We start from the raw sequence: 23,013 nt of genomic DNA on the forward strand, positions 1-23,013 counted from the left end.
GCGGTGGGTCGGCTTGTCCGGCCCTTCACCACTCCCTCGAACGACCAGACCCCACTTCGACAGCCCAGCCCAAGTGTTTTTGCAGATCGGAAAACTAGAGTCGGCGGTATGCGGATCCGGATCGACGGCAGCGACCTCCCCGGCCGCCGCACCAGCGCGGATGCTGACGCACTGCGGCTCGCCAACGTACGCGTCGGGGTCCAGAGGAGCATGGGCAGGTGAGTTCTGACCAGCTCCTCGTCACGCTGGACCGCGACAGTTCGGTTCCGTTGCAGCAGCAGCTCTGCGACCAGATCAGCGGGTCCGTGCGGGCCGGCCGGCTGCGCCCGGGCGACACGGTTCCGCCCAGCCGCGAGCTGGCGCACCAGCTCGGGGTCTCCCGGACGGTGGTGACCCGGGCGTACGAGCTGCTGCGGGCCAACGGGGTGCTCACCTCACGGCGGGGTTCCGGCACACGGGTCAGCGCCGCGCTGACCGACACGCCGCCACCCGCCACGCGCGCCGCCCGCGCGCACCTGCGGCCCGAACCCCCACTGCCCACCGACGCCGGCAGTGCGCTGTGGAAGCCGTGGGAACCGGCGCCGATGCACCGGCCGGACGGGACGTACGACTTCCGGCACGGCACCCCGGCGCTGGCCAGCTTCCCGGTGACCCGGTGGCGGCAGTCGCTCGCCGACGCGGTGAGCCGGGCCGACGCGGTGGCCCTGGGTTACGGCCCGGCCGAGGGCGCGCTGTCGTTGCGTGCCCAGATCACCGCCCTGCTGCGGCGCAGTCGCGCGCTGGACGCCACCCGCGAGAACACGGTGGTGACCAGCGGCGCCACCCAGGCCATGGACATCCTGGTCCGGCTGCTCGTCGGCCCCGACGACGTGGTGATCATCGAGGACCCGAGCCACACCGTGCTGCGGCAGATCTTCGGCTATTCGCGGGCCGCGGTGGTGCCGGTCGGTGTCGACGAGGAGGGCCTGCGGGTCGACGAGATCGAGTGCCAGGTCCGCGCGCACGGCCTCGACCCGGCCCGGGTACGCCTGGTCTACGTCACCCCGTCGCACCAGTTCCCCACCGGGTTCATCATGTCCGAGCGGCGGCGACGAGCGCTGCTGCGCTGGGCCCGCGAACACGGGGCCACGGTGCTGGAGGACGACTACCACAACGAGTTCACCTTCGCCGAGGAGCGGTTGCCGTCGCTGGCCGCCGACCCGCAGGACGCCGACGTGGTCTACGTCGGCAGCTTCAGCAAGACCCTCTTCCCCTCGCTGCGCATCGGGTACGCGGTGTTGCCGCCACATCTCGTCCGGTCATTCCTGGGCGTCAAGTGGATCACCGACCGGCTGACCCCGACGCTGACCCAGGAGGCGCTTGCCGAGTTCATCTCCTCCGGCGCGTACGCCCGGCACATCGGCCGGATGGACCGCCTCTACCGGCAGCGGCGCGCCCGGCTGCTGGAGGCGCTGTACGAACACTTCGGCGCGGGGGTGCGGATCTCCGGCACGGCGGCCGGGCTGCACGTGCTGGTGACCCTGGGCGGCGCGCCCGACGTCGGCGAGGCCGAGATCGTGCGCGCCGCCGCCGCGCGAGGCGTACGGGTCTACCCGGCCTCGGGCTACTTCGTCACCCGCCCGCCGACCGAGCCGACCTTCCTGATCGGGTACGCGGCGCTGCCCACCGCAAGGATCACCGAGGGAGTGGCGCTGCTGGCCGCCGCGGTGCGGGATGTGACGGCTCGGTGAAGCGGGGCCGGGAAAAGCGCGCGCTCTGGGCGTACGGGACGGTGCAGTCGAAGACCGCCTTCGCCGTGCGCCCGTCGGCCGACAGCGACGGGGAGTAGCCGGTGTGCTGGCTCGGGTCGAGCGGAAAGCCCTCCCGGTCCGGCAGCACGAGCAGGTCCTGGTCGGCCTGGAAGCGGGTGACCATCGCCCACCACAGGTCCTGATCGGACTCGATGTCGACGTCCTCGCCCACGCACAGCACCAGCTTGGCCATCCGGAACTGCTCCAGCACCGCCTCGGCGGCGGCGCGTACCGCGGCGTCGTCGGACGGGCCGCGCTTGGCCGGCCACTTGAGCACCACCATGAGCTGACCGCCGCCCGCCGTGTGACAGTGCGCCGCCAGGGCCGGCGTCCCCCGGCGGCGCAGCAGGTCCAGCACCGCGGCCTCCATCCCGAAGCCGAGCAGCACCGACTGCTCGTGCCCAGGCCCGGAGACCGCCTGCAGGATCGGGCTCTCCCGGGCGGTGATCGCGGTGACCTGGATCAGCGGCAACGAGGGATGCGCCCGACCCTGGTAGCCGAGGAACTCCGGCGTGGCCACCGTGCCGTGCGCGCTCTCCGGCACCCGGTCGGCCAGCAACTCGCCCTCGATGACGTACTCGGCGTGCGCGATGAACTCGGCGTCCACCGTGGCGCAGGGCAGCAGCTCCACCGGCTGACCGGCGAGCGCGCCGGCCACCGCCAGCTCGTCGAGGTCCGGCGGGACCAGCGAGGTCGGGCAGCAGGAGGACAGCAGCACCGCCGGGCTCAGCCCGAGGTGGATCGCGACCGGCAACGGACGCCCCCGGCGCAGGGCGGCCTGGTGCGCGAGCTCCAGGTCCCGTCCGGGGACCATCCAGATGGTCAGCGTGTCGGGCCCCTGCACGCACATCCGGTGCACGGACAGGTTGCGGACCCCGGTGTCCGGGTCGGTGGCGAGCACCGCGCCGAGGGTCAGGTACGGCCCGGCGTCCTCGTCGGTGAGGACCGGCACCGGCAGCGCGGTCAGATCCAACGGCAGCGTCTCGCGCGGCCAGCGGGACGCGTCGGGGGCGGGCACCGGCGGACGGGGGGCGGCCACCGCGGCGAGCAGCCGGTGCGGCAGCTCGGCCGGCGTGCAGCCGAGCAGACCGGAGGCACGCCGGCGGGTGCCGTAGAGGCCCATCAGCACCGCCCGGGTCGGGCCGTGGTCGGGGCGTACCCGGTCGAAGAGCACCGCCGGGCCGGCACCGGTGGGCGGGGCGGCGGGCGCACCCGCCCAGCGGGCGTAGTGGGCGGAGACGCCGTAGCGGGCGGGCAGCTCCGTGGCGACGCGGACCAGCTCGCCCGGGAGCGGGTCGAGGCTGGCCAGGGCGTGCCGCAGGTCGACGGGCGGGCGGTGGCTCATCACTCCTCCGCCAGTGACGCGGTGGCACGGCGGGCTGCCAGCAGGTCGAGCTGCATCCGGGTCAGCTCGTCGATGAGCGCACGGTAGGTGCCGACCGCGACCTCGGGCGGCATGCCGTGCCGGGTGGCCAGGTCGTGCACCCGGCCGAGCACCTGCCGTACCCGGTCGGGTGATCGGACGGTCGCCTCGTCCGTCTTGTGCGCGGTCAGCTCCTGCACCACCCGGGTACGCTCCGCCAGCAGGGCGATGATCCGCTGGTCGAGCGCGTCGATGGCGACCCGCAGCTCGGCGATCCGGGCCGGGCCGTCGGCGCCGCCGGCCGGCGGAGAGCCGGCCGGCGGCGCGACCCGGTGCTGATCGCTCACGGCTGCGGGACCTGGTCGATCACGAAGACGACGCTGGGCTCGGCGTCGCTGCCCTGGGACCGGTGCTCCTCGTCGTCGGGGATGACGAAGCCCATGCCGGGGCGGCACGGCACCGACCGGTCCCGGAAGTGGATGGTGAACTCGCCCTGCAGGACGTAGCCGGTGTGCCCGCGCAGGCACCAGTGGTGCTCGTCGAAGCCCGGCGGCAGCTCCAGCAGGCGCAGACGCTGACCCCCGACGTACGAGATCTTGACGCGCCCCTCGGCTCCCGGCTTGTCCCACCTCTCCCACTCGGTGGCCGGGAAGTCGATGCCGACCGGCGCGGCGACCTGCTCAGTGGACATTCTCGATATCTCCTCTGGTTGGGGCGGTTTCGGTACGGCGGGGCCGCGGAACACGCTCGTTGCGGTCGCGGCGCGGGAGGACCGGACCGCCGTCGACCCGCTGGTGCCGCTTGAGCAGCTGCACCATGTCGAGCATCCGGTGCACCATCCGCTCCAGCGCGTCGACGCCCTCGACGTCGGTCAGGCCGGGAGCGCCGGTGGTGTTGCGCAGCAGGACGGGGAAGCCGCTGCCCACCAGAATCATCCGGTTGAGCAGCAGGTTGTTGACGATCTGGTTGTGCACCGACGAGTCGCTGTATCGGCGCCCGGTGACGATGATGCCGCCGACCTTGTCGGCCAGCGGCCGGGTGAAACGCAAATAGCCGACGCCCGCCCGCTCGATGAAGACCTGCATGAGGTGGGCGAGGCCGAAGCCGTGCACCGGGGCCGCGTAGATCAGCCCGTCGGCGCTGGCCATCTGCTCCACCAGGGCGGGGACGTCGTCGTCCACCTGGCAGGGCAGGGTACGGCTGTTGCAGTCGCCGCACGGGCTGCACGGCGAGATGCGGTGCTCGCGTAGCGCGATGGTGCGCAGGATCGCGCCCCGCTCGGCGATCAGCTTGCCCGCGTACGCGATGGCGTGGTCGGTGTTGCCACCGGCCCGTTCCGATCCGTTGATGGCGAGGATGGTCGCTGCTTCGCTGTGCAATGGCACCCCCGGTGCTCGTCGCGAAGGGTGGACGCCGCAGGGGCGCCCACCCCCTTGCGAGGTCAGTCCGTCAGTTTTCCGGCGAAGTAGTCGATGTAGGCCTGCATGTCGAAGTGGCCGTGCCCCGAGAGGGAGAAGACGATGGCCTTCGACTCGCCCGTCTCCCGGCAGCGCAGCGCCTCGTCCACCGCCACCCGGACCGCGTGGGTGGACTCCGGGGCCGGCACGATCCCCTCGCTGCGGGCGAACAGCACGCCCGCATCGAAGCAGGCGGTCTGCGGCACCGCCCGCGCCTCGATCAGGTCGATGTCCCGCAGCGCGCTGACGATCGGCGCCATGCCGTGGTAGCGCAGCCCACCGGCGTGGATCGCCGGCGGGTGGAAGTCGTGGCCCAGGGTGTGCATCTTGGCCAGCGGGGTGAGCCCGGCGGTGGCGCCGAAGTCGTAGTCGTAGCTGCCCTGGGTCAGCGACGGGCAGGAGGCCGGCTCCGCCGCGACGAACCGCACCGTCGGGCCGCCCCCCAACTGGCGGCGCAGGAACGGCAGCGCCAGCCCGGCGAAGTTGGAGCCGCCGCCGGCCGCGCCGACCACGATGTCCGGGTAGTCGTCGGCCATCGCGAGCTGGAGCAGCGCCTCCTGCCCGATGATCGTCTGGTGCATCAGCACCAGGTTGAGCACCGAACCGAGGGCGTACTTGGCGGCGCCGCCGCTGGACATCGCCGCCTCCACCGCCTCGGAGATGGCCAGGCCGAGGCTGCCGGTGGAGTCCGGGTCGGCGGCGAGGGCCGCCCGGCCCGCCCCGGTACGGTCGCTCGGGCTCGCGGTGACCGACGCGCCGAACGTCTCCATCAACCCCCGCCGGTACGGCTTCTGGTCGTAGCTGATCCGCACCATGAAGACCTCGCAGTCGAGGCCGAAGTACGCGCACGCCATCGAGAGCGAGCTGCCCCACTGGCCGGCGCCGGTCTCGGTGGTCAGCCGCTGCACGCCGTCGAGCTTGCTGTAGTACGCCTGCGGCACGGCGGTGTTCGGCTTGTGGCTGCCGGCCGGGCTGACCCCCTCGTACTTGAAGTAGATCCGGGCCGGCGTGTCGAGGGCCTGCTCCAGGCGACGGGCGCGTACGAGCGGGCTGGGCCGCCACTGCCGGTAGATGTCGAGCACCGGCCCGGGGATGTCCACGTCCCGCTCGGTGGTGAACTCCTGCTCGATCATGCCGGTGGCGAAGAGCGGTTCGAGATCCGCCGCGGTGATGGGCTCCCGGGTGCCGGGGTGCAGCATCGGGGGCAGTCCCTTGGGCAGGTCGGGAACCACGTTGTACCAGGTCGTCGGGATGTCACTCTCGGGCAGCACGAACTTCGTCGCGGTCATGGCCTCTTCCGATGCGGGGTGGGGTGTCAGGGACTGGCGGTGGCCGGTTCGGCGAGTGCCGGCACGGGCCGGACGGCCGGTCGGATCCGCAGCGCTGCGAACGCGACCATGCCGACCACCGGGGTCAGCAGGAGCAGCAGGAGAACGGGACGGTGTCCCTGGGTCTGCCAGACGAAGCCGAGACCCATCGGCACGACCAACCGGGCGGAGCTGAGCACGAAGGCGTTCAGGGCCATGAAGCCGCTGACCCGGTGCTCCGCCACGTGGTCGGCGATGTAGGTGGGCACCACCACCGACGCGATGATCTCGCCGAGGGTCCAGACCACAGTGGAGATCAGCACGGCGGGCAGCGAGAACGCGAACACCAGGACGGCCATCCCGGTCGACCAGAGCAGGCCCGCCACGATCAGCAGGACCCGGGTCGAGTACGCCTTGATCCGCTTCTCGATCAGCAGGCTCGCGCTGACCACGACGACGCTGTTGATGGTGTAGACCGCCCCGACCAGCGCCACCGACGAGTGCAGCACTGTGGTGACCGCGAGGGGCAGCGTGTATTCCAGACCGATCAGCGGCGCGACGTAGCAGAACGAGACGAGCACCAGCACCGCCACGTCGAGGTCGCGCAGCAGCCCGGCCCGTCCGGTGCTCGCGGTCGACGACGCCGTCTGGGCACGCCGGGTGTCCGCCGGCACGAAGAGCCAGATGGTCGCCGCCGCGAGCAGGCCGAGCAGGATGTTCCCGGCGAACATCAGCTGGTACGAGAAGGCCGCCGCGAACCCGCCGAGCAGCGGGCCGACCCCCATGCCGAGGTTGTTGGCGAGGTAGCTGACCGTGTACGCGAAGGGCCGCTCACCGGGCTCGGTCAGGTCGGCGATCAGCGTGTTCGCCGCCGGCGCGAACATCCCCATCCCGACCAGCGCGACGAAGAGCAGCACCGCGTACGTCCAGGTGGGACCGTTGACCAGGGCGAGGCCCAGGTAACCGGCCGCGTTGAGCAGCAGGCTCGACACCAGCGCGGCGCGTCGGCCGGCCCGGGCGCAGACCGGGCCGCTGAGCAGGCTACCGGCGAGCAGGCCGGTGCTGCCGACGGAGATCAGCACGCCCGCCTCGCCGGTGCTGAGGTGCCGGCTCTGCACGAGGTAGACCGCGAGCAGCGGGAACACGAACATGCCGGCCCGGTTGATGAAGGAGGCGTAGACCAGCATCCGCAGCGGGCGCGGCAGGGCCCGGAACCGGGTCAGCCACATGACGGCTCCCCCACCGGCTCGGTGCGCACCTCGAAGGAGTCCCGGATGACCTTGAACCGGGCACGGACGTCGTCGAAGTCCCGGCCCTCGCAGACGTACCAGCCGAGCACGTCGTTGGAGGCGGTCGGCACGGCGAGCACGTCCCCGACGGTCTTCCACACGTCCGCGTCGCGCACCGCGTCCAGCGCCCGCAGCTCGTCGACCGTGGTGATCGCGGTGATCCGGCCGTACCGGTCGGAGCAGAGGTATTCGGTGCCGATCTCCGGGCCGAGGGTGGCCGCCGGCACGTGCTCCGGGTCCAGTTCCAGGCGGCACCACTCCCCCGCCAGGTTGATCCCCCGGCCGGCCTGGATGGCGGGGACGATCGAGCCGCCGCCGGCCCGTGCGGCCGCCTCGCCGAAGACGACCTCGCCGTCGTCGCGGAGGAAGAACTCCACGTGCGCCACGCCGGTACGCATCCCGAAGCCGCGCAGCACGGTGGCGCTGGCGGCCAGGATGCGCCGCTCCGCAGGGGTCAGATCGTGCTTGCGGGAGACCGTGCCGCCGGGCTCGTCGCGGAACTCCAGGACCGAGTACGTGTAGCGGGAGAGCTGCTCGAAGACCACCTCGCCGTCGCGCAGCAGCGAGTCGACGTGGTACTCGGCGCCCCGGACGTACTCCTCCACCCGGTAGTCGTGCCGGTCGTCGGCGATCAGCGGCCACACCCGGGCCAGGTCCTCGGTGGAGTCCACCCGGTGGGTGTCGCCGCAGGCCCAGCCGGCGTACGGCTTGATCACCACCGGCCAGCCCGCCTCGGCGGCGAACTCGGCGACCGCCCCCACCGTCTCCGGGCGGCACGAACGGGCCACCGGCACGCCCAGCTCGGTGGCCCGGCGGTGCATCACGTTCTTGTCCCGGAAGGTCAGGGCCTCCTCCGGGTCGAGCCCGTCGATGCCGTGGTCGCGCCGGCAGTACGCGGCGGTCAGCACGTCACCCTCGAAGAGCGGGAAGATGCGCCGCACCGGGTGCGTGGCGAGGATCGTCGCGACGACCGAGCGGACGGCCTCGGTGTCGTCGAGGTCGGCGTGGTAGCAGGGCAGGCCGGCGGCTTCGGCGGCCGGCTGCCCGGTCGGCAGCAGCGCCACGGTGGTCACGCCCAGCTCGGCGGCGGCGGCGACCACGCTGCGGAACTGGGCCGCGTACCGGCCGGCCGCCGGCCGGTAGATCACCAGGATCGCGCGGTTCACGGACGACTCCCCTGGTGGTTGCCGGCGGAGCTGAGCGGGCCTGCGGTACGCAGGACGGCGCTTGTCGTCCCTGCGTCGAGCACCGCCTCCTGCCGCGGGGCGTCGGACAGGTCGTCGAGGGCGGCGGTCAGCCGGGCCAGCGCGTCCACCACCTCCGCCCGGCCGCCGGGGTGGGCCGACTCGACGGTGAGCAGTAGCCGGTGCCGGCCCAGGTCGGTGCGGACCAGGTGTCCCTGCCGCCAGTTCCAGCGCCGGGAGTGGGCCCGCCCGTCGGCGTCGGCGTAGACGACCTCGCCCGGTTCGGGTCGCTCCGGCGCGTCGGGCACGCCAAGGGGCAGGAACGTCTCGGTGCCGTCGGCCGGTCGGACGACGAGGTCGGTGATGCCGTCGACCGCGCACGAGGCCACCGGCAGCGCCGCGCCGAGCGAGACGGCGTTGCAGAGGTCGACCAGGGCGTTGATCCGGGGCAGCCGGTCGCCCCTGGCGACCCGTCGGGCGATCGACTCGGCGGCGCAGGGGAACCGGTTCGGGTTCACCCCCACCGTCCGGTACGCCTCCCGCCACGCGGCGATGCCCGGCAACTCGGCCACCCCCGCCTTGTCCAGGCCGGCCGCGTGCAGCGCGTCCTCGGCGGCGGTCAGCAACGCCGTCACGCGGGGAGGCGCCGGGGCGACCTCGATCGCCGGCAGGGCGAGCACGCCGAGGACGTAGTCCGGCACTGCGGTCAGCACCCGGTCGTCGATGCGGACGGTGAGGGTGTCCGCACCGTCGCTGAGCTGGGTCATCGTGATCCTCGTGAGGTTCGGGTCCGATTGTCGGTCCGACCGTACGCAGCGCGACGACCACCGGGTGTGGCCAATCCGGGGTGATCCGGTGTGGCCAATCCGGCGGTCGGTGGCTGGTCGTCGCGACTGCCGGCACGGGTCCGCGCGCCGAGCAGCGTGGTGCCCACCGCCAGGACGCAGAGTGCGGCGCCGACCGGCCCGAGCAGGTCGAGGGCTTCCGCGCCGCCGTGGCGCAACAGCCGGTTGCCGAGGAAGCCGCCGAGGGCGATGCCCACGAACGTGGCCGAGGAGTTGAGGGACAGCAGCAGCGGCCCGGAGGTCGGCGCGATCGTGAAGAGCCGGTGCTGCTGGGCCGGCTGCGTGGCCATCGCGGTGACGCCCCAGGCCGCCATGGCCAGCGCGGCCGGAAGCAGCGCCTGCCGGGTCAGCGGCAGCGTGACCAGCACCAGGGCGAGCCCGGTGATCGAGACCACCAGGACCGGCAGGCCACCGAAGCGGTCGGTGGCCCGCCCGCCGAGCACCGTCCCGGCGACCGCCGGCACACCGAAGATCAGCAGCAGCACCGCGAGCAGGGTTCCGTCGCCGTCGGTGGCCGGCGCGAGCAGCGCCCCGACGTACGTCAGGGCGAGGTAGCCGCCGGTCATGAAGAGCGCGGTGGTGAGCACCGCCAACCCGACGCGGCTCTCGCGCACCGGGGCGAGCCGGGCTGCCAGCGATGGGCCGGGCGGCAGCGCCAGCCTCGGCAGGCCGACCAGCACCGCCACCGCGCAGGCGGCGCCGAGGGCGGCGAGCAGCCAGAAGGTGGCCCGCCACTGCAGGTCGGCGGCGAGCCAGGTGCCGAACGGCACCCCGGCCACGGTGGCCGCGGAGAGGCCGCCGAGCACCACGGCCATGGCCCGGCCACGCCGCTCGGGCGGGGCCAGCGCGGCCGCCGACGCGGTGGCGGCGGGGACGTAGAGCGCGGCGCTGACCGCCGTGAGGACCCGGGCCAGCAGCAGCAGCGGCAGGTCGGGGGCGAGCGCCGAGGCGACGTTGCCCAGGGTGAACCCGACCAGCGAGATCACCAGCACGGTACGCCGCTCCAGCCGGCCGGCCAGCGCGCCGAGCACCGGGGCGGCGACGGCGTACGCGAGGGCGAAAACCGTGCTCACCCACCCGGCCGAGGCGACGCTCACCCGCAGCGTGCGGGCCACCTCGGGGAGCACCCCCGCGACGACGAAGGTGTCGGTGCCGATGGCGAACGCCCCGACGGCGAGCAGCGGGACGACCGGCACGGACCGCCGCATCACGCCACTCCCGCCGGCTGCCCGGCGCGGTAGCGGGCGGCGTCCCCGGCGACCACCCGGCCGCCCAGCAGCACCAGCTCGATCGCCTCCGACCGGCCCAGCACCGTGATGTCCTCGGCCGGGTCGCCGTCGGTGACGACCAGGTCGGCCAGCCGGCCCGGCTGCACCGTGCCCGCGTCGTCGCCGCGCCCGGCCAGCCGCGCGCCGTTAGCCGTGGCCCAGGTCAGCACCACCGGCGCGGGAATGCCGGCCATGGTCACGTACGTCTCCAGCTCCTCGGCGTACCGGCCGTGCGGGGTCCAGGCGAACCCGAAGTCGTCGCCGGCCACGATGGGGATGCCCATCTGCACCATCAGCGGCAGGATGCGCAGGGTGTTCTCCACCTCGGCCTGGAACTCGAGCGTCTCCAGGTACTCCGGGGTCTTGCCATGTCGCGTGCCGGTGGTGAGCAGCCGGTACGGCTGGTGCAGGCTCGGCACCACGAAGATGCCCCGCTCGGCGATCGCCTCCAGGGCCGCGTCGTCGGCGTACGTGGCGTGGTCGATCACGTCGACCCCGGCGGCGATGGCGTTGCGGATGCCGCCCAGCCCGCGCGAGTGCGCCCGGATGCGGACCCCCCGCTCGTGCGCCGCCCGCGCCGCGATCACCAGCTCCTCGGCGGTGAACAGCAGCTCGTGGGAGCGGCCGTTGGGGAACGTGTCGTCCCCGGTGGAGAAGACCTTGATGATCTCCGCGCCCTGGTTGACCTCCGTGTCGACGTACTCGATCAACTCTTCCGGGGTGTCGGCCAGCCGCATGAGGTCGCTCGGGATGCGCTGCTTGACCGCCGGGTTGCGGCGCTCCGGCGGACCGGACACCATCAGGTCCCGGCTGCACGGGGTGATGCGCGGGCCGGGCAGCTGGCCGGCGTCGATCGCCCGGCGCAGCGCCATGTCGATGCCGGCCACCGAGCCGGCGCCGACGAAGGCGGTGTAGCCCAGCCGCAGCATCGCCGCCGCGTTGGCGGCGGCGCCGAGGGTCACCTCCGGGATGCTGTACTTGAACAGCATCTCCCGACCGTCGAGCACGTTCAGGTACGCGATGTGGGTGTGGCCGAGCGTCATGCCCGGCATGACCGTCCGGCCGTCGAGGTCCAGGACGTCGATGTCCGGGTCGTGCAGGGGCGCCTGCGCCTCGGGTAGCACGGCCACGATGCGCTCGCCGTCGAGCAGCACGCTGTGGCGCGGTCGGGAGGGCACCCCCAGTCCTTCCTGGACGGTGGCGCGGTGCAGCAGCATTCGTCGGGACACGAGGCGTCTCTCCGGTTCTCTCGGTGTCTGGTCTCAGCGGCGGCCGAACAGGGTCCACACGATCTCGGCGCCCGGACGGCGGGCCACCCACCGCAGGCCGTGGCCGTCGACCCCGGGCGCGTTGGTCACGGCGACGTCGGCGCCGCCGGCGGCGAGGATCTCGGCGGCGTGCTGGGTGGAGTCGGCGTCGACCCACCGCACCGACCGGTCCCGCAGGGCCGGTGGCGCGAGGTCGGTGAAGATCCGCCGGACCTCCCAGAGGGCGGCCACGGCGAGCTGACCACCGGAGGCGTCCGGCTCGCGGTCCGGATGGGCCGCGATGCCGTACTCCGGGGTGGCCTGGGCGAAGTACGCCTCCAGCCGCAGGTCGCGGTGCCAGTGGAAGCGGGTGAGCCCCTGATAGGCGCTCGGCACGAGGGCCTGGTCGACCCGCCGGTCCACCAGCGCCGCGAGCACCGCGTCGAAGGTGTCGGACAGCTCGACGCGCAGCCCGTGCCGCTCGGCGAGGAACACCGCGGTCAGGTGGCTGGACGTCCCGGGCGGGCCGAGCGTAGCCAGCGTGGTGCCGGGCCGGCTCGCCCAGCCGTCCACCACGCTGCGCCAGCGCCGCCCGTACGCCTCGGTGAGCGGCCCGGGCAGCGCCGGCACCCGCTCGTCGGCGACGGTCTCAGGTGGTGTAGCCACGGTTGCCCGCCATCCGCTGCGCCACCTGGATCTCGTGGTCGGCCTCGACCCGCCGGTCGACGATCCGGGCGGCCTTCCAGCTCACGAAGGCGCCGGTGCTGACGATCGGGTCGAGCCCGTCGGTCAGCTCCACCTCGACGGGTACGCCGAGCGCGGCGGCGGCCCGCTCCCGGACGCCGTCGGCCACCCCGGCGGGGTCGTCGACGAGGTCCTTGAGCAGTTCCAGGCGGACGGTCAGCCGGTCGCCGCCGGCGGCCGGGTCGTGGTCGATCACCACCTGGTAGCCGCCGGAGCCGGTGACCCCGGTCAACACGGCCGTCTCGATCTGGCCGGCGGTGAAGCGTCGACCGCCCAGCTCGATGCGGTCCAGGGTCCGGCCGACGATCTGCACGAGGTCGCCGGCCATCTCGCAGTCACAGTCGGACGCCTCGACGATGACCGCGTCGCCGGTGCGGTAGCGGACCAGCGGTTTCACCCCGTCGATCAGCATGGTGACGGTGAGTTCCCCGCTGCCGCGTGGGCCGTGCGACGCGCCCGTCTCCGGGTCCACCACCTCGATCAGGTAGTTGGTCTGGGAGAGGTGCATCCGCTTGTTGCGGCAGGCGGTGGCGATGACGAACGCCTCCTGCGAGCCGTACAGGATGTTGTAGACGTCCGCGCCCCAGACGGATTCCAGGTTGCGGGCCAGCGCCGGGGTGCACATCTCGCCGGTGACGAAGAGCAGCTTCACGGCGAAGTCCTCACGCAGCCGGTAGCCGTAGTGCTCGGCCGCCTTGGCGAGCATCATGGCCACACCCGGCGTGCAGCAGACGACCTCCAGCTCCAGGTCCTTCATGAGTTGCAACGCCTTGGCGAACCCGATCACCGGCGAGTACGGCCAGATCTTCGCGTTCAGCGAGCCGACGTTGCGGGCGATGTCACCGAGGGTGTCGCCGAAGGAGTGCACCTCGGTCGGGCCCATCAGCCCGATCCGCGGCGGGTGGTCGCCGAAGTGGTGGCGGAAGATCGACGCCCAGGACTCGGTGACGTGGGCGTTGCTGGCCACCACCTCCCGACCGTCGCGGGGGCACGGGGTCGCGCGGCCCGTCGTGCCGGTCGTCTCGTAGAAGAAGACCCCGTCGGCCAGCGGTCGACTGAGCACGTCGAGCATCTCCTCGCGCAGGTGCGTCTTCGTCGTGAAGGGCAGCCGGTCGAGGGTCGCCGGGGTGATCGTGGCGAGGTCGACGTCGGCCAGGTGCCGGGCGTAGAACGGCGAGCCGGTCGTCACCTGGTCGAGCACCGTGCGCAGTTGGCGTTCCCGCCACGCGTTCAGCTCGGCGGGATCGAGGGTGCGGTCGTAGAAGGCCTTGTGCAGGGCCAGGTAGTCGACGGCGAAGTCGGCCGCCGGTCCGGTGGTCGGAAGCCACATGGTCGGGATCCTCTCCAGGGGTGAGCCGGCTGCGGTGCGATCGGCGCTCGGGCGGTGACGCGGCTCAGTGCAGGCCGCCGTTGACGTCCACCACCGTGGCGGTGACGTAGCTGCTGGCCGGGTCGGCGAGCCAGGCGACGGCCGCGGCGATCTCGGCCGGTGTGCCGAACCGGCCGACGGGAATCCGGGCCCGGTAGTCGTCGCGACGCTGCGCCGGAATCCGGGCGGCCATCGGGGTCTCGACCAGGCCGGGAGCGACCGCGTTGACCCGGATGCGGTGCTCGGCGAGCGACCGGCCGAGGCTGTGGGTGAGCGCGATGCACGCACCCTTCGACGCCCCGTACGCCGCGTCCGGGCTGCCGGACTGCCCGCTGATCGAGGCGACGTTGACCACCGTGCCCGGCCGGCCGGCGCTGATCAGGGCGCGGGCGAACGCCTGCGTGCAGAAGAACGCGGCGCCCACGTTGACGTCGAACACCTGCGCGTACGTCTTCGGGTCGTAGTCGAGGAAGGCTCGGGCGTGGTAGACCCCGGCGTTGTTCACCAGCACCTCCGGCAGGCCGTACCGCTCGCGGATCTCCGCGAAGAGCTGCTCGACCTGCTCCGGCACGGCCACGTCGGCGACCAGCGAGGCGTACGCCGCCGGGTCGACAGCCGGGTCGACGTCCACGCCGAGCACGCGGTGCCCGGACTCGGTCAGGGCCGCCGTCACGGCCCGACCGATGCCGCCCGCCGCGCCGGTGACCACGGCGAGGGGTGCCGACCGGTCGGTCATGACGAACCCGCCGTCAGCGTCGCCGACGCGCTGCGCAGGAAGTTGTCGAACAGGCGCAGCCCGTCCTCGGTGAGCACGCTCTCCGGGTGGAACTGCACCCCCTCGACCGCCAGGGCCCGGTGTCGTACCCCCATCACGTAGCCGTCGTCGGACGACCGCGCGGTGACGTGCAGGGCCAGCGGCGCCGGGTCCGCGACGATGAGCGAGTGGTAGCGGGTCACGGTGAGCGGGGCGGGCGCGCCGTCGAAGACCCCTCGACCGTCGTGCGTGACGACGCTGGTCTTGCCGTGCATCAGGTGCCGGGCGACCGCGACCGTCCCCCCGTACGCGAGGCCGATCGCCTGATGGCCGAGGCAGACGCCGAGCAGCGGGACCTGGCCGGCGAAGGCGTGCACCAGCTCCACGTGCCCGGACTCGGCGGGATGACCCGGCCCGGGGCCGAGCACCACCGCGTCCGGTCGCAGGGCCGCGAGCTGGTCGCTGGTCCGCGTTCGGGAGCGGACCACCACGGTCCGCGCGCCGAGCGTCCGCAGGTACTGGTCGATGATGTGGGTGAAACTGTCGTACGCGTCGACGAGCAGGACCTTCACGGCAGCAACTCCGCACCGGTCAGGGCCCAGAAGGTGGCGTTCATCTTGGCCAGCGTCTCCCGCCACTCGTCGCCGGGTGTGGAGTCGGCGACCACCCCGGCGGACGCCTGGGTGCGGTAGCGCCGGCCGTCGTGCACGGCGGTGCGGATGCAGAGCGCGAGCACGGCGTACCCGCGGACGTCCACGAGCCCGACGGCGCCCGCGTAGACGCCCCGAGGCTCGTCCTCCAAGCCGTCGATGATCTCCATCGCCCGCAGCTTCGGGGCGCCGGTCATGGTGCCGGCCGGGAAGGTGGCGCAGATCGCCGCCCACACGTCGGCGTCGTCGGCGAGCTGGCCGGAGACGGTGGAGACCAGGTGGTGCACGTACGCGAACGGCTCGACGTCGAACATGGCGTCGACGCTGAGCGTGCCGGGCACGCAGACCCGGCCGATGTCGTTGCGGCACAGGTCGACAAGCATGACGTGCTCGGCCCGTTCCTTCTCGCTGGCCGCCAGCTCGGCCACCCGCCGGCGGTCGGTCTCCGGGTCGGTGGCCCGGGGCGCGGTGCCGGCGATCGGCCGCATCGACAGTCGGCCCTGTTCGATGCGCAGGAACAGCTCCGGGCTCGCCCCGATGACGGTCTGGCCGGCCCACGGGGTCAGGTACATGTACGGCGACGGGTTGCGGTGGCGCAGCCGTCGGTAGACCTCCAGCGGCGTGAGCGTGGTCTCGACGTCGATCCGGTGGCCGATCTGGATCTGGTAGCTGTCCCCCACCTCGATGTGCCGCAGGCACTGCTTCACCCGGGCGGCGAACGTCTCCTCGTCGACGGTGTCCCGGACCAGGCTGGGCGGCGGGGCGGCCGGCACGTCCGGGTGGCCGTCGGCCGGCCCGGGAAGGTCCGGCAGCCGGGCGGCGGCGTCGTCCGGCGGCAGGTGCGGGCCGGAGGCGCAGAGCTGCCGCACCGTGCCGGCGCGCAGGTCCCACCAGACGGTGTGCCGGAACAGCGCGAGTGTGCAGCGCGGGATGTCGTCGACCACCCGGTCGATCCAGAGCTCGTCCATGTCCCGCGCGGCCTCGTACGCCAGGGTGGTGAGGAAACCGAAGGCGAAGCTGTCGGCGGGGACTGTGGTGCGGACCGCGAACGCCCGCTGCACGGCCCGGACGGCGGCCCACACCTCGCTCGGTCCGGCGACCGGCCAGACCCGCTGGGCGCCGCGGTGCCGGACCGGCTCACCCAGGACGGCGGTCAGCACGGCGGCCACGGCGTCGCCGAGCGCACCCTCGGCGGTCACCTCCAGCCGGTCGGCGATGAACAGCACCTCGGCGAGAAGACCCCAGCCGACGGCTGCCGCACACCGGTCCTGCGCCGGGCCGTCCAGGCTTTCGAAGAGATACAGATCGTTGTCAGTGCAACTTTCCGCGAGTGCCGTATAGAGCGACAAAGGATCGATCGACGGCAGTGTGACAGATGTCACCTCTATGGGAATTGAGTTGGTCAATGGTGTATGCGCCGCCGCCACCGAATGCGACGGGATGGGCCACGTGGCGAGCTCTGTTGACAATAGGGACACTTGCGGAACCCCCTCTGAACAGCCCGATTCCGCGCCACCGTTGGCGCTGACCCCACCGGCGACGCGGCAGGTCGGACCCTTCCCCCCAGACGAAAGGACTCGCACGACCACTCTGGCACCGGCGGTGGAGGCGTCCGCATTGGACATTCTCGGAACGTACGCCCTGATTCGCCGGTCAGTGAGCGGTTGCGCGCCCGGCCAACACTTTCCACAGGCACGGATCACGCTGTCCATACCACTTCGACGATCTCGGAGCGGACCACTTGTCCCTGAATCTAAGCCTGTCAATAGATGCCCAATCACGTGAAACGCTGGCGGTGCAGCTCCGTAACGCATTTCGTACGCAGATCGAGGAGGGCACGCTGCGTCCCGGCACCCGCGTGCCGTCGAGCCGGCAACTCGCCGCCGACCTCGGGGTGTCCCGCAGTGTGGTCGTCGAGGCGTACGAACAGCTCTGCGCCGAGGGGTACCTCGTCTCCCAGCACGGCTCGGGCACGTCCGTGGCGGCGACGCGTACCGACGTCGGCTCGGCGCTCACCCCGGACGACCGTGCACCCGCCGCGGCGGTCCACGACCTGCGCACCGGCGGCCTGCACGACTCCACCTTCCCCCGCCAGGACTGGATCCGGGCGGTCAGCGCGGTGGTCACCTCGGCCGGCCGCCGGGAGCTGGGGTACGCCCCACCGTCCGGCCTGCCCGTCGTCCGGCACACCCTCGCCGGCTACCTCGGCCGGGTCCGCGGCGTCCGCACCCGACCCGAACACCTCATGATCACGTCAGGCTTCGCGCAGGGCCTCGCGCTGCTCTGCCGCGAGTTGCGCGACCGGGGCCACGACACCATCGGGGTGGAGGACCCGGGGCACCCGGGCGAGTGGGAGTTCATCGCCGAGGCCGGACTGCGTCCGGTGGGCATCCCGGTGGACGGCGACGGCATCCGGGTCGACGCGCTGGCCGCGAGCGGGGTCCGCGCCGCGCTCGTCACCCCGGCCAGCCAGTTCCCGACCGGGGTCACGCTCAGCGCGCAACGCCGGGCGCACCTGGTCGCCTGGGCGCAGGAGGTGGACGGTTACCTCGTCGAGGACGACTTCGACGCCGCCCTGGTCGCCCCGGCGCAGCGGATGCCGGCGCTGCAGAGCCTCGCACCGGACCGGGTGATCTACGCCGGCAGCGCCAGCAAGGTCCTCGCCCCGGCGCTGCGCCTCGGCTGGCTGGCCACCCCGCCCGACCTGACCGCACGCGTCGAGCGGATCCGCGCCGGCTGGGACATCGGCTGCTCCGGCCTGGAGCAACTCGCCTTCGCCCGGCTGATCGACACCGGCGCGTTCGACCGGCACCTGCGCCGACTCGGCGCCGACGTCCAGAAACGCCGTCAGGCGGTCCAGCAGTTCGTCTCCCGCCACCTGCCCGACGTCACCGTCCTCGGTCAGAACGGCGGGCTCCAGGCGTACCTGGTGCTGCCGGCGCGGTGCGCCGAGGAGGCGTTGGTGCAGGCGGCCCGCCGCCGGTCGGTGCTGGTCCGCGGCGGCCGCTTCTACGCCCTGCGTGCGGACGACCGACCGCCGGCGCTGGTCGTCGGCTACGCCGGGGTACGCGGCCCCGAGCTGGGCCGCGGGCTGGCCGGGATCGCCGCTGCCTACCGGGAGACGACCGGCGGCAGCGGTGCGTGAAGCCGCGAAATCCGCTTGGTACTGGCGGCGGGCTCCGGCGGAGTGTCCCGGTGAGCGCACGGGGCCTGGACGTCGACGAAACCATCGCGCGCGAAGGCTCGCTGGGGCGGATCCCGGAGGTCAGCGTGGCGACGCCGTGACCGATCGCGGCCGATCCGACGCCGTGTCGGCCCTGCCGCGCCACCAGCGGCGCGCCGCGAACGCGGCCAGCCCGGCGCCGGCGGCGTTGAGCAGTACATCGTCCACGGACGTCACCCGGTCCAACCGCAGGACGTACTGCGCGGCCTCGACCAGGACCGAGCAGCCCGCGGCGAGCGCCACGATCCGTGGTACGGACGCCAGTGCCGCGAACCGCAGCGGAGCGAAGAATCCCAACGCCGCGAACACCAGGAGGTTGCCGACGACCTGACCCGTCAGCGTCAGCAGCCCTCCGTCGGAGAAGATGGTGAACAGGTCACGGAGCGGCACCAGGCTCAGCCGCCCGGGAACAGCACCCGCCCGGGAGCCCGGCAACATGATCATCCAGACCCACGGCAGCGTCCCGTACACGATGCCGACCTCGGCCAACGACGTTCGCCACGCCCACGGGGCGCCGTTCGCACGCCGACGGCGGGCCAGAGCCCACACCGCCAGCGCGGCCAACGGCAGTGCGGCCACCGTGATGAGCACGACGCCAGTGAACGAGCCGACCCAGCCGTGCCACCCCTCGATCACCACCCGGGCACCATAGCCGCCTTCCCACCGAGGCGTCGCCGTGCGTCCACGACGAACCGGGAGACGACCGGCCGCGGCGGTTGATCAGTCGCTGCGCCCGGCCCGGGTCGGCTCGCTACGACGTGACCCGTCGCGTCGCGTCGGCCACTCAGGTGGCCCGGACCGCCTCGATGATCGACTCGGCGACCTCACCCGGCCGGGCCACCGCCATCGCGTGCGAGCCACCGACGATCTCGCGCTGGCCCCGCGGGGCGGCCCGCTCGGCCATGAACCGGTGCGCGGCGGCCGGGATGTTCATGTCGGCGTCGCCGAACACGAACCAGCTGGGCAGGGCTCGCCAGGCGGGGTCGCCGGAGAGCCCGTCGCTCAGGGCCTGCTCGGTGATCGGCCGCTGGGTACGGGCCATCAGCGCGGCAAGGTCGCCCGACACGTCCGCGGCGAACTGCGCGTGATAGGCGTCCTGGCCGATCGCCACCTCGTTGCCGCCGGTCGACACCGGGTACTGCACCAGGGTGTCGGCGAGCGTGCTGCCGGGGAACTTCCCGGACAGCGACAGCGCCGATTCGCCGGTGTCCGGAGCGAAGGCGTTGACGTACACCAGGGCCCGCACCGTTGTGTCGCCCGCCGCGGCCTGCGTGATAACCATGCCGCCGTACGAATGACCGACGAGGACGACCGGGCCGCCGATCCCACGTACCACGTCCCGCACGTACGCGGCGTCGCCCGCGACGCTGCGCAGCGGGTTCGCGGCGGCCACCACGTTGTACGCGGCGCCCAGCCGCTCGATCACGCCGTTCCAGCTCGCCGACTCGGCGAACGCGCCGTGCACGAGGACGATGGTGGGCTCCGGATCGGGCATGACACGCGCTCCCTTGCTCCGTGACAGTGTTCATCCGCCGGCCACGCCGGCGTGCCTGATTACCCGTTCCGCGACCGCGAAACGTCCCGTTCCGCCGCACGTCGCGCTCGATCGTGGTGATCTGTCCGCCGCGTTGGATGCCATGGTCGGCACCGCCCTCTGCCGCAGCGTCCGGAACATCTTGACACTCATCGATGTTAGCGCCAACACTTAGGGCCGTTACGTGGGCGCAACGCGCTCGACATGATCCCGGCCCGCGGGCGTTCCTTCCCAGCGGGTGCCGCGGGTTGATCGCCGCTTTCGCGGCCGATCGGCTCTCGCGCACAGACGTCACGGAGGACAGATGCCGCTGCGACTCCACCGAGCCGATGCCGCCGCCGGCCGAGTCACCGGCCCGGGGCGTACCGGCCGCGGTGGCGCCCGACGCCCCCGATCGGTCCTGGCCGCGGTGCTGGTGGTGCTCGCCGTGTCGGCCGGCCTGCCGATGGCCGGGCCGGCGCACGCCGCAGCCGCCGTGAGCTACACCAACCCGCTGGCCAACCAGCGGGCCGATCCACACATCTTCCGGCACACCGACGGCTACTACTACCTGACCGCGACCGTGCCGCAGTACGACCGGATCGTGCTGCGGCGTGCGACCACCCTGCAAGGGTTGGCGACGGCCGCGGAGACGACGATCTGGAGCCGGCACACCAGCGGAGAGATGGGCGCCCACATCTGGGCGCCGGAGATCCACTTCATCAACAACCGGTGGTACGTCTACTTCGCCGCCGGCCGGACCGACGACGTGTGGCGCATCCGGATGTACGTGCTGGAGAACGCCAACGCGAATCCGCTGACCGGTTCGTGGATTGAACGCGGCCGGATCACGACACCCTGGGACACCTTCAGCCTGGACGCCTCGACCTTCGTGGCCAACGGCGTGCGCTACCTGACCTGGGCGCAGCAGGAGCCGGGCATCTCCACCAACTCGAACGTCTACCTCGCCCGGATGGGCGCCAACCCGTGGCAGATCACCGGCACCGTGACCCGACTCGTCGTGCCGACGTACGACTGGGAGACCCGCGGCTACCGGGTCGCCGAGGGCCCCGCGGTGATCCAGCGCAACGGCCGCCTCTTCCTGACCTACTCGGCCAGCGCCACCGACGCCAACTACTGCCTCGGGATGCTGAGCGCCTCCGCCACCGCGAACCTGCTCGACCCCGCCGCCTGGAGCAAGAGCCCCAACCCGGTGTTCACCAGCAGCGCGGCCACCGGCCAGTACGGTCCCGGTCACAATTCGTTCACCGTCTCGGAGGACGGGCAGAGCGACATCCTGGTCTATCACGACCGCAACTACCGGGACATCAGCGGCGATCCGCTCAACGACCCGAACCGACGGACCAGGGTGCAGAAGCTGTACTGGAACGCCGACGGCACCCCCAACTTCGGCATCCCGGTGCCCGACGGGGTTACCCCGGTCCGGCTGCGGTCGCACGACCTGACCACCAGCTACATCCGACACTACGACTACCGGGCCCGAGTCGAGCCGAACGTCACCAACCTCGCCGACAGCCAGTTCCGCATCGTCAGCGGCCTGGCCGGCGGCGGAACGGTGTCGCTGGAATCCACCAACTTCCCGGGCTACTACCTGCGTCACTACGGCTTCGCCCTGTCCATCGCGCGGAACGACGGCTCGTCGGTCTTCTCCAGCGACGCGAGCTTCCAGCGCCGGTCGGGCCTGGCGGACAGCGCCGGGCTCTCGTTGGAGTCGCAGAACTACCCGGGGCGCTACGTCCGCCACCGCGACGGTCTGCTCTACCTGGAGGCGGTCAGTTCGAGCGCCGAACGCGCCTCCGCCACCTTCCACCTGGAATAGCTGGACCGGGCCGGCTGCCCCACCAGCACCGTGCCCGCCCCGCGACCCCGAGATCGTCGGCCGGTCCTCGCGACCCGCCGACGCCGATTGGAGCATCCGATGATCCGGCGTCCCACCATCGCCGTCCTGGCCGGACTCTGCCTCGCGGCCAGCGCCGCCCCGCTGCCCGCCGCCGCACCTGTGAGCGCTCACACCGCGGCCGCCGTCGCGCTCGCCGGCCCGCCCGGCACACCGCCCGGAGCGTGCCTGACGGGGGCCGGGTCCGGGTCACCGCTGCCGTCCAGCTCCGTGACGGCGACGAAGATCCGAAGCGGCTTCAACTTCCTTGAAGGACCCGTCTGGGTCGCCGACGGTGGTTATCTGCTCTTCTCCGACATGGCCGCCGGCACCGGGCCGTACAACGTGCAGCCGTCGACGATCCGCCGGTTCACCCCGCCGTCGACCTTCGACACGTTCATCGCCAACGCCGGCAGCAACGGTCTGGCGCTCAGCGCCGACGGCCAGCAGGTCATCGCGGCCACCCACGACCAGCGCAGCGTGTCCGCGTACCGGTTGAGCGACCGGAGCCGCAGCACCGTCGCGGCGAACTACCAGGGCCGGGCGTTCAACTCGCCCAACGACGTCGCGGTCCGGTCCGATGGCGTCACCTACTTCACCGACCCCAACTTCCAGCGCGGCAACCGCCCGGACCAGATGAACGGCCGTACCAGCGTCTTCCGCGTCTCCGGCGGCCAGGTGTCGCTGGTGGACGACCAGTTGCGCCAGCCCAACGGCATCGCGCTCTCGCCGGACGGAGCCACGCTGTACGTGGGCGCCTACTCCGAGAACAAGATCTACAAGTACGCCGTCCAGCCCGACGGCAGCACCGGCGCGCGCAGCGTGTTCGTGAACTACATCGGCGGCCCGGACGGCGTCACGATCGACTGCGCCGGCAACGTGTACTGGGCCTCGGGCGGGGACTCCCTGGTCCACGTCTACTCCCCCACGGGCACCCAGCTCGGCACGATCCGGCCCGGCTTCTCCGGGACGACAAACGTGGCCTTCGGCGGGCCCGATCGGCAGACCCTCTACATCACCTCGGGTGCGTGGGGCGACTCCGGCCTCTACAGCGTGCGGCTCAACGTCCCGGGCTATCCGTACTGAGGGCGGCCCGGAGGCGACCCCGACGCC

21 protein-coding genes are annotated in these 23,013 nt (G+C 72.5%); 4 read left to right on the top strand and 17 right to left on the bottom strand.

All coding sequences use genetic code 11. The features are described 5' to 3' along the window. The first annotated feature begins 218 nt into the window (after positions 1-218). Positions 219-1,730 (top strand): PLP-dependent aminotransferase family protein, encoded by a 1,512-nt coding sequence (locus ACFYPH_RS17930; RefSeq protein ID WP_387182979.1) that lies wholly within the window; start codon positions 219-221, stop codon positions 1,728-1,730. On the opposite strand, the gene ACFYPH_RS17935 is transcribed toward ACFYPH_RS17930, so the two are convergent. From ACFYPH_RS17935 to ACFYPH_RS18005, 15 genes are all read right to left on the bottom strand, one after another. After that, positions 1,675-3,135 (bottom strand): UbiD family decarboxylase, encoded by a 1,461-nt coding sequence (locus tag ACFYPH_RS17935; RefSeq protein WP_387182983.1) that lies wholly within the window; start codon positions 3,133-3,135, stop codon positions 1,675-1,677. The two genes, ACFYPH_RS17930 and ACFYPH_RS17935, sit on opposite strands and share 56 nt — an antisense overlap. Next, the gene (locus ACFYPH_RS17940; RefSeq protein WP_355065974.1) at positions 3,135-3,500 is read right to left on the bottom strand and encodes a chorismate mutase; all 366 of its coding nucleotides are present in this window, start codon (positions 3,498-3,500) and stop codon (positions 3,135-3,137) included. Before ACFYPH_RS17940 ends, ACFYPH_RS17935 begins: the two co-directional genes overlap by 1 nt. Then, positions 3,497-3,844 carry a cupin domain-containing protein gene (locus ACFYPH_RS17945; protein WP_355065972.1) on the bottom strand — a complete coding sequence of 116 codons (348 nt, stop codon included), beginning with the start codon at positions 3,842-3,844 and terminating at the stop codon, positions 3,497-3,499. The genes ACFYPH_RS17940 and ACFYPH_RS17945 overlap by 4 nt, the downstream gene beginning before the upstream one ends. After that, positions 3,834-4,538, bottom strand: coding sequence for a flavodoxin family protein (locus tag ACFYPH_RS17950; protein WP_355065970.1), 705 nt, complete (start codon positions 4,536-4,538; stop codon positions 3,834-3,836). Before ACFYPH_RS17950 ends, ACFYPH_RS17945 begins: the two co-directional genes overlap by 11 nt. Before the next feature lie 56 nt (positions 4,539-4,594). Then, positions 4,595-5,899 (bottom strand): TrpB-like pyridoxal phosphate-dependent enzyme, encoded by a 1,305-nt coding sequence (locus tag ACFYPH_RS17955; protein ID WP_387182987.1) that lies wholly within the window; start codon positions 5,897-5,899, stop codon positions 4,595-4,597. Positions 5,900-5,925: 26 nt separating this feature from the next. Continuing rightward, positions 5,926-7,146: an MFS transporter gene (locus tag ACFYPH_RS17960; protein ID WP_387182990.1), complete on the bottom strand. Its 1,221-nt coding sequence runs from the start codon at positions 7,144-7,146 to the stop codon at positions 5,926-5,928. After that, positions 7,137-8,372: an ATP-grasp domain-containing protein gene (locus tag ACFYPH_RS17965; protein WP_363938735.1), complete on the bottom strand. Its 1,236-nt coding sequence runs from the start codon at positions 8,370-8,372 to the stop codon at positions 7,137-7,139. Before ACFYPH_RS17965 ends, ACFYPH_RS17960 begins: the two co-directional genes overlap by 10 nt. Further along, on the bottom strand, positions 8,369-9,157 hold the full coding sequence (locus tag ACFYPH_RS17970) for a B3/4 domain-containing protein (RefSeq protein ID WP_387182993.1): 789 nt from the start codon (positions 9,155-9,157) through the stop codon (positions 8,369-8,371). Before ACFYPH_RS17970 ends, ACFYPH_RS17965 begins: the two co-directional genes overlap by 4 nt. After that, positions 9,154-10,443: an MFS transporter gene (locus ACFYPH_RS17975; RefSeq protein ID WP_387182996.1), complete on the bottom strand. Its 1,290-nt coding sequence runs from the start codon at positions 10,441-10,443 to the stop codon at positions 9,154-9,156. The genes ACFYPH_RS17970 and ACFYPH_RS17975 overlap by 4 nt, the downstream gene beginning before the upstream one ends. After that, positions 10,443-11,732, bottom strand: a complete 1,290-nt coding sequence (locus tag ACFYPH_RS17980; protein WP_387182999.1) for an amidohydrolase family protein — start codon at positions 11,730-11,732, stop codon at positions 10,443-10,445. Before ACFYPH_RS17980 ends, ACFYPH_RS17975 begins: the two co-directional genes overlap by 1 nt. Positions 11,733-11,765: 33 nt before the next feature. Beyond that, on the bottom strand, positions 11,766-12,416 hold the full coding sequence (locus tag ACFYPH_RS17985) for a prephenate dehydratase (protein ID WP_354855624.1): 651 nt from the start codon (positions 12,414-12,416) through the stop codon (positions 11,766-11,768). Beyond that, a complete protein-coding gene (locus ACFYPH_RS17990; protein WP_387183002.1) occupies positions 12,400-13,824 on the bottom strand; it encodes a phenylacetate--CoA ligase family protein in 1,425 nt (474 codons plus the stop codon). The genes ACFYPH_RS17985 and ACFYPH_RS17990 overlap by 17 nt, the downstream gene beginning before the upstream one ends. 64 nt (positions 13,825-13,888) lie before the next feature. Beyond that, the gene (locus tag ACFYPH_RS17995) at positions 13,889-14,599 is read right to left on the bottom strand and encodes an SDR family oxidoreductase (protein ID WP_354855626.1); all 711 of its coding nucleotides are present in this window, start codon (positions 14,597-14,599) and stop codon (positions 13,889-13,891) included. Beyond that, positions 14,596-15,189, bottom strand: a complete 594-nt coding sequence (locus tag ACFYPH_RS18000; protein ID WP_354855627.1) for an aminodeoxychorismate/anthranilate synthase component II — start codon at positions 15,187-15,189, stop codon at positions 14,596-14,598. The genes ACFYPH_RS17995 and ACFYPH_RS18000 overlap by 4 nt, the downstream gene beginning before the upstream one ends. After that, positions 15,186-16,493 (bottom strand): anthranilate synthase component I family protein, encoded by a 1,308-nt coding sequence (locus tag ACFYPH_RS18005; RefSeq protein ID WP_387183006.1) that lies wholly within the window; start codon positions 16,491-16,493, stop codon positions 15,186-15,188. Before ACFYPH_RS18005 ends, ACFYPH_RS18000 begins: the two co-directional genes overlap by 4 nt. 569 nt (positions 16,494-17,062) lie before the next feature. On the opposite strand from ACFYPH_RS18005, the gene ACFYPH_RS18010 reads away from it, so the two are divergent. Continuing rightward, positions 17,063-18,412 (top strand): PLP-dependent aminotransferase family protein, encoded by a 1,350-nt coding sequence (locus ACFYPH_RS18010; protein ID WP_363937020.1) that lies wholly within the window; start codon positions 17,063-17,065, stop codon positions 18,410-18,412. Positions 18,413-18,532: 120 nt separating this feature from the next. Here the strand turns inward: ACFYPH_RS18010 and ACFYPH_RS18015 are convergent, their stop codons facing one another. Together ACFYPH_RS18015 and ACFYPH_RS18020 are read right to left on the bottom strand one after the other, a co-directional pair. Further along, entirely contained in the window at positions 18,533-19,129 is a 597-nt protein-coding gene (locus ACFYPH_RS18015) for a VanZ family protein (protein ID WP_354855630.1), read from the bottom strand. Between the two features lie 145 nt (positions 19,130-19,274). Further along, positions 19,275-19,985, bottom strand: coding sequence for an alpha/beta hydrolase (locus tag ACFYPH_RS18020; protein WP_354855631.1), 711 nt, complete (start codon positions 19,983-19,985; stop codon positions 19,275-19,277). A gap of 343 nt (positions 19,986-20,328) precedes the next feature. Here ACFYPH_RS18020 and ACFYPH_RS18025 point away from each other — a divergent pair, with 343 nt between their 5' ends. Next, the gene (locus ACFYPH_RS18025; protein WP_387183010.1) at positions 20,329-21,843 is read left to right on the top strand and encodes a family 43 glycosylhydrolase; all 1,515 of its coding nucleotides are present in this window, start codon (positions 20,329-20,331) and stop codon (positions 21,841-21,843) included. A gap of 99 nt (positions 21,844-21,942) precedes the next feature. Further along, positions 21,943-22,986, top strand: coding sequence for an SMP-30/gluconolactonase/LRE family protein (locus tag ACFYPH_RS18030; protein ID WP_387183013.1), 1,044 nt, complete (start codon positions 21,943-21,945; stop codon positions 22,984-22,986). The last annotated feature ends 27 nt before the right edge of the window (positions 22,987-23,013 follow it).

Origin of the sequence: Micromonospora sp. NPDC005252 (assembly GCF_042872475.1) — a bacterium.
In the GTDB taxonomy this organism is placed as follows: domain Bacteria; phylum Actinomycetota; class Actinomycetes; order Mycobacteriales; family Micromonosporaceae; genus Micromonospora.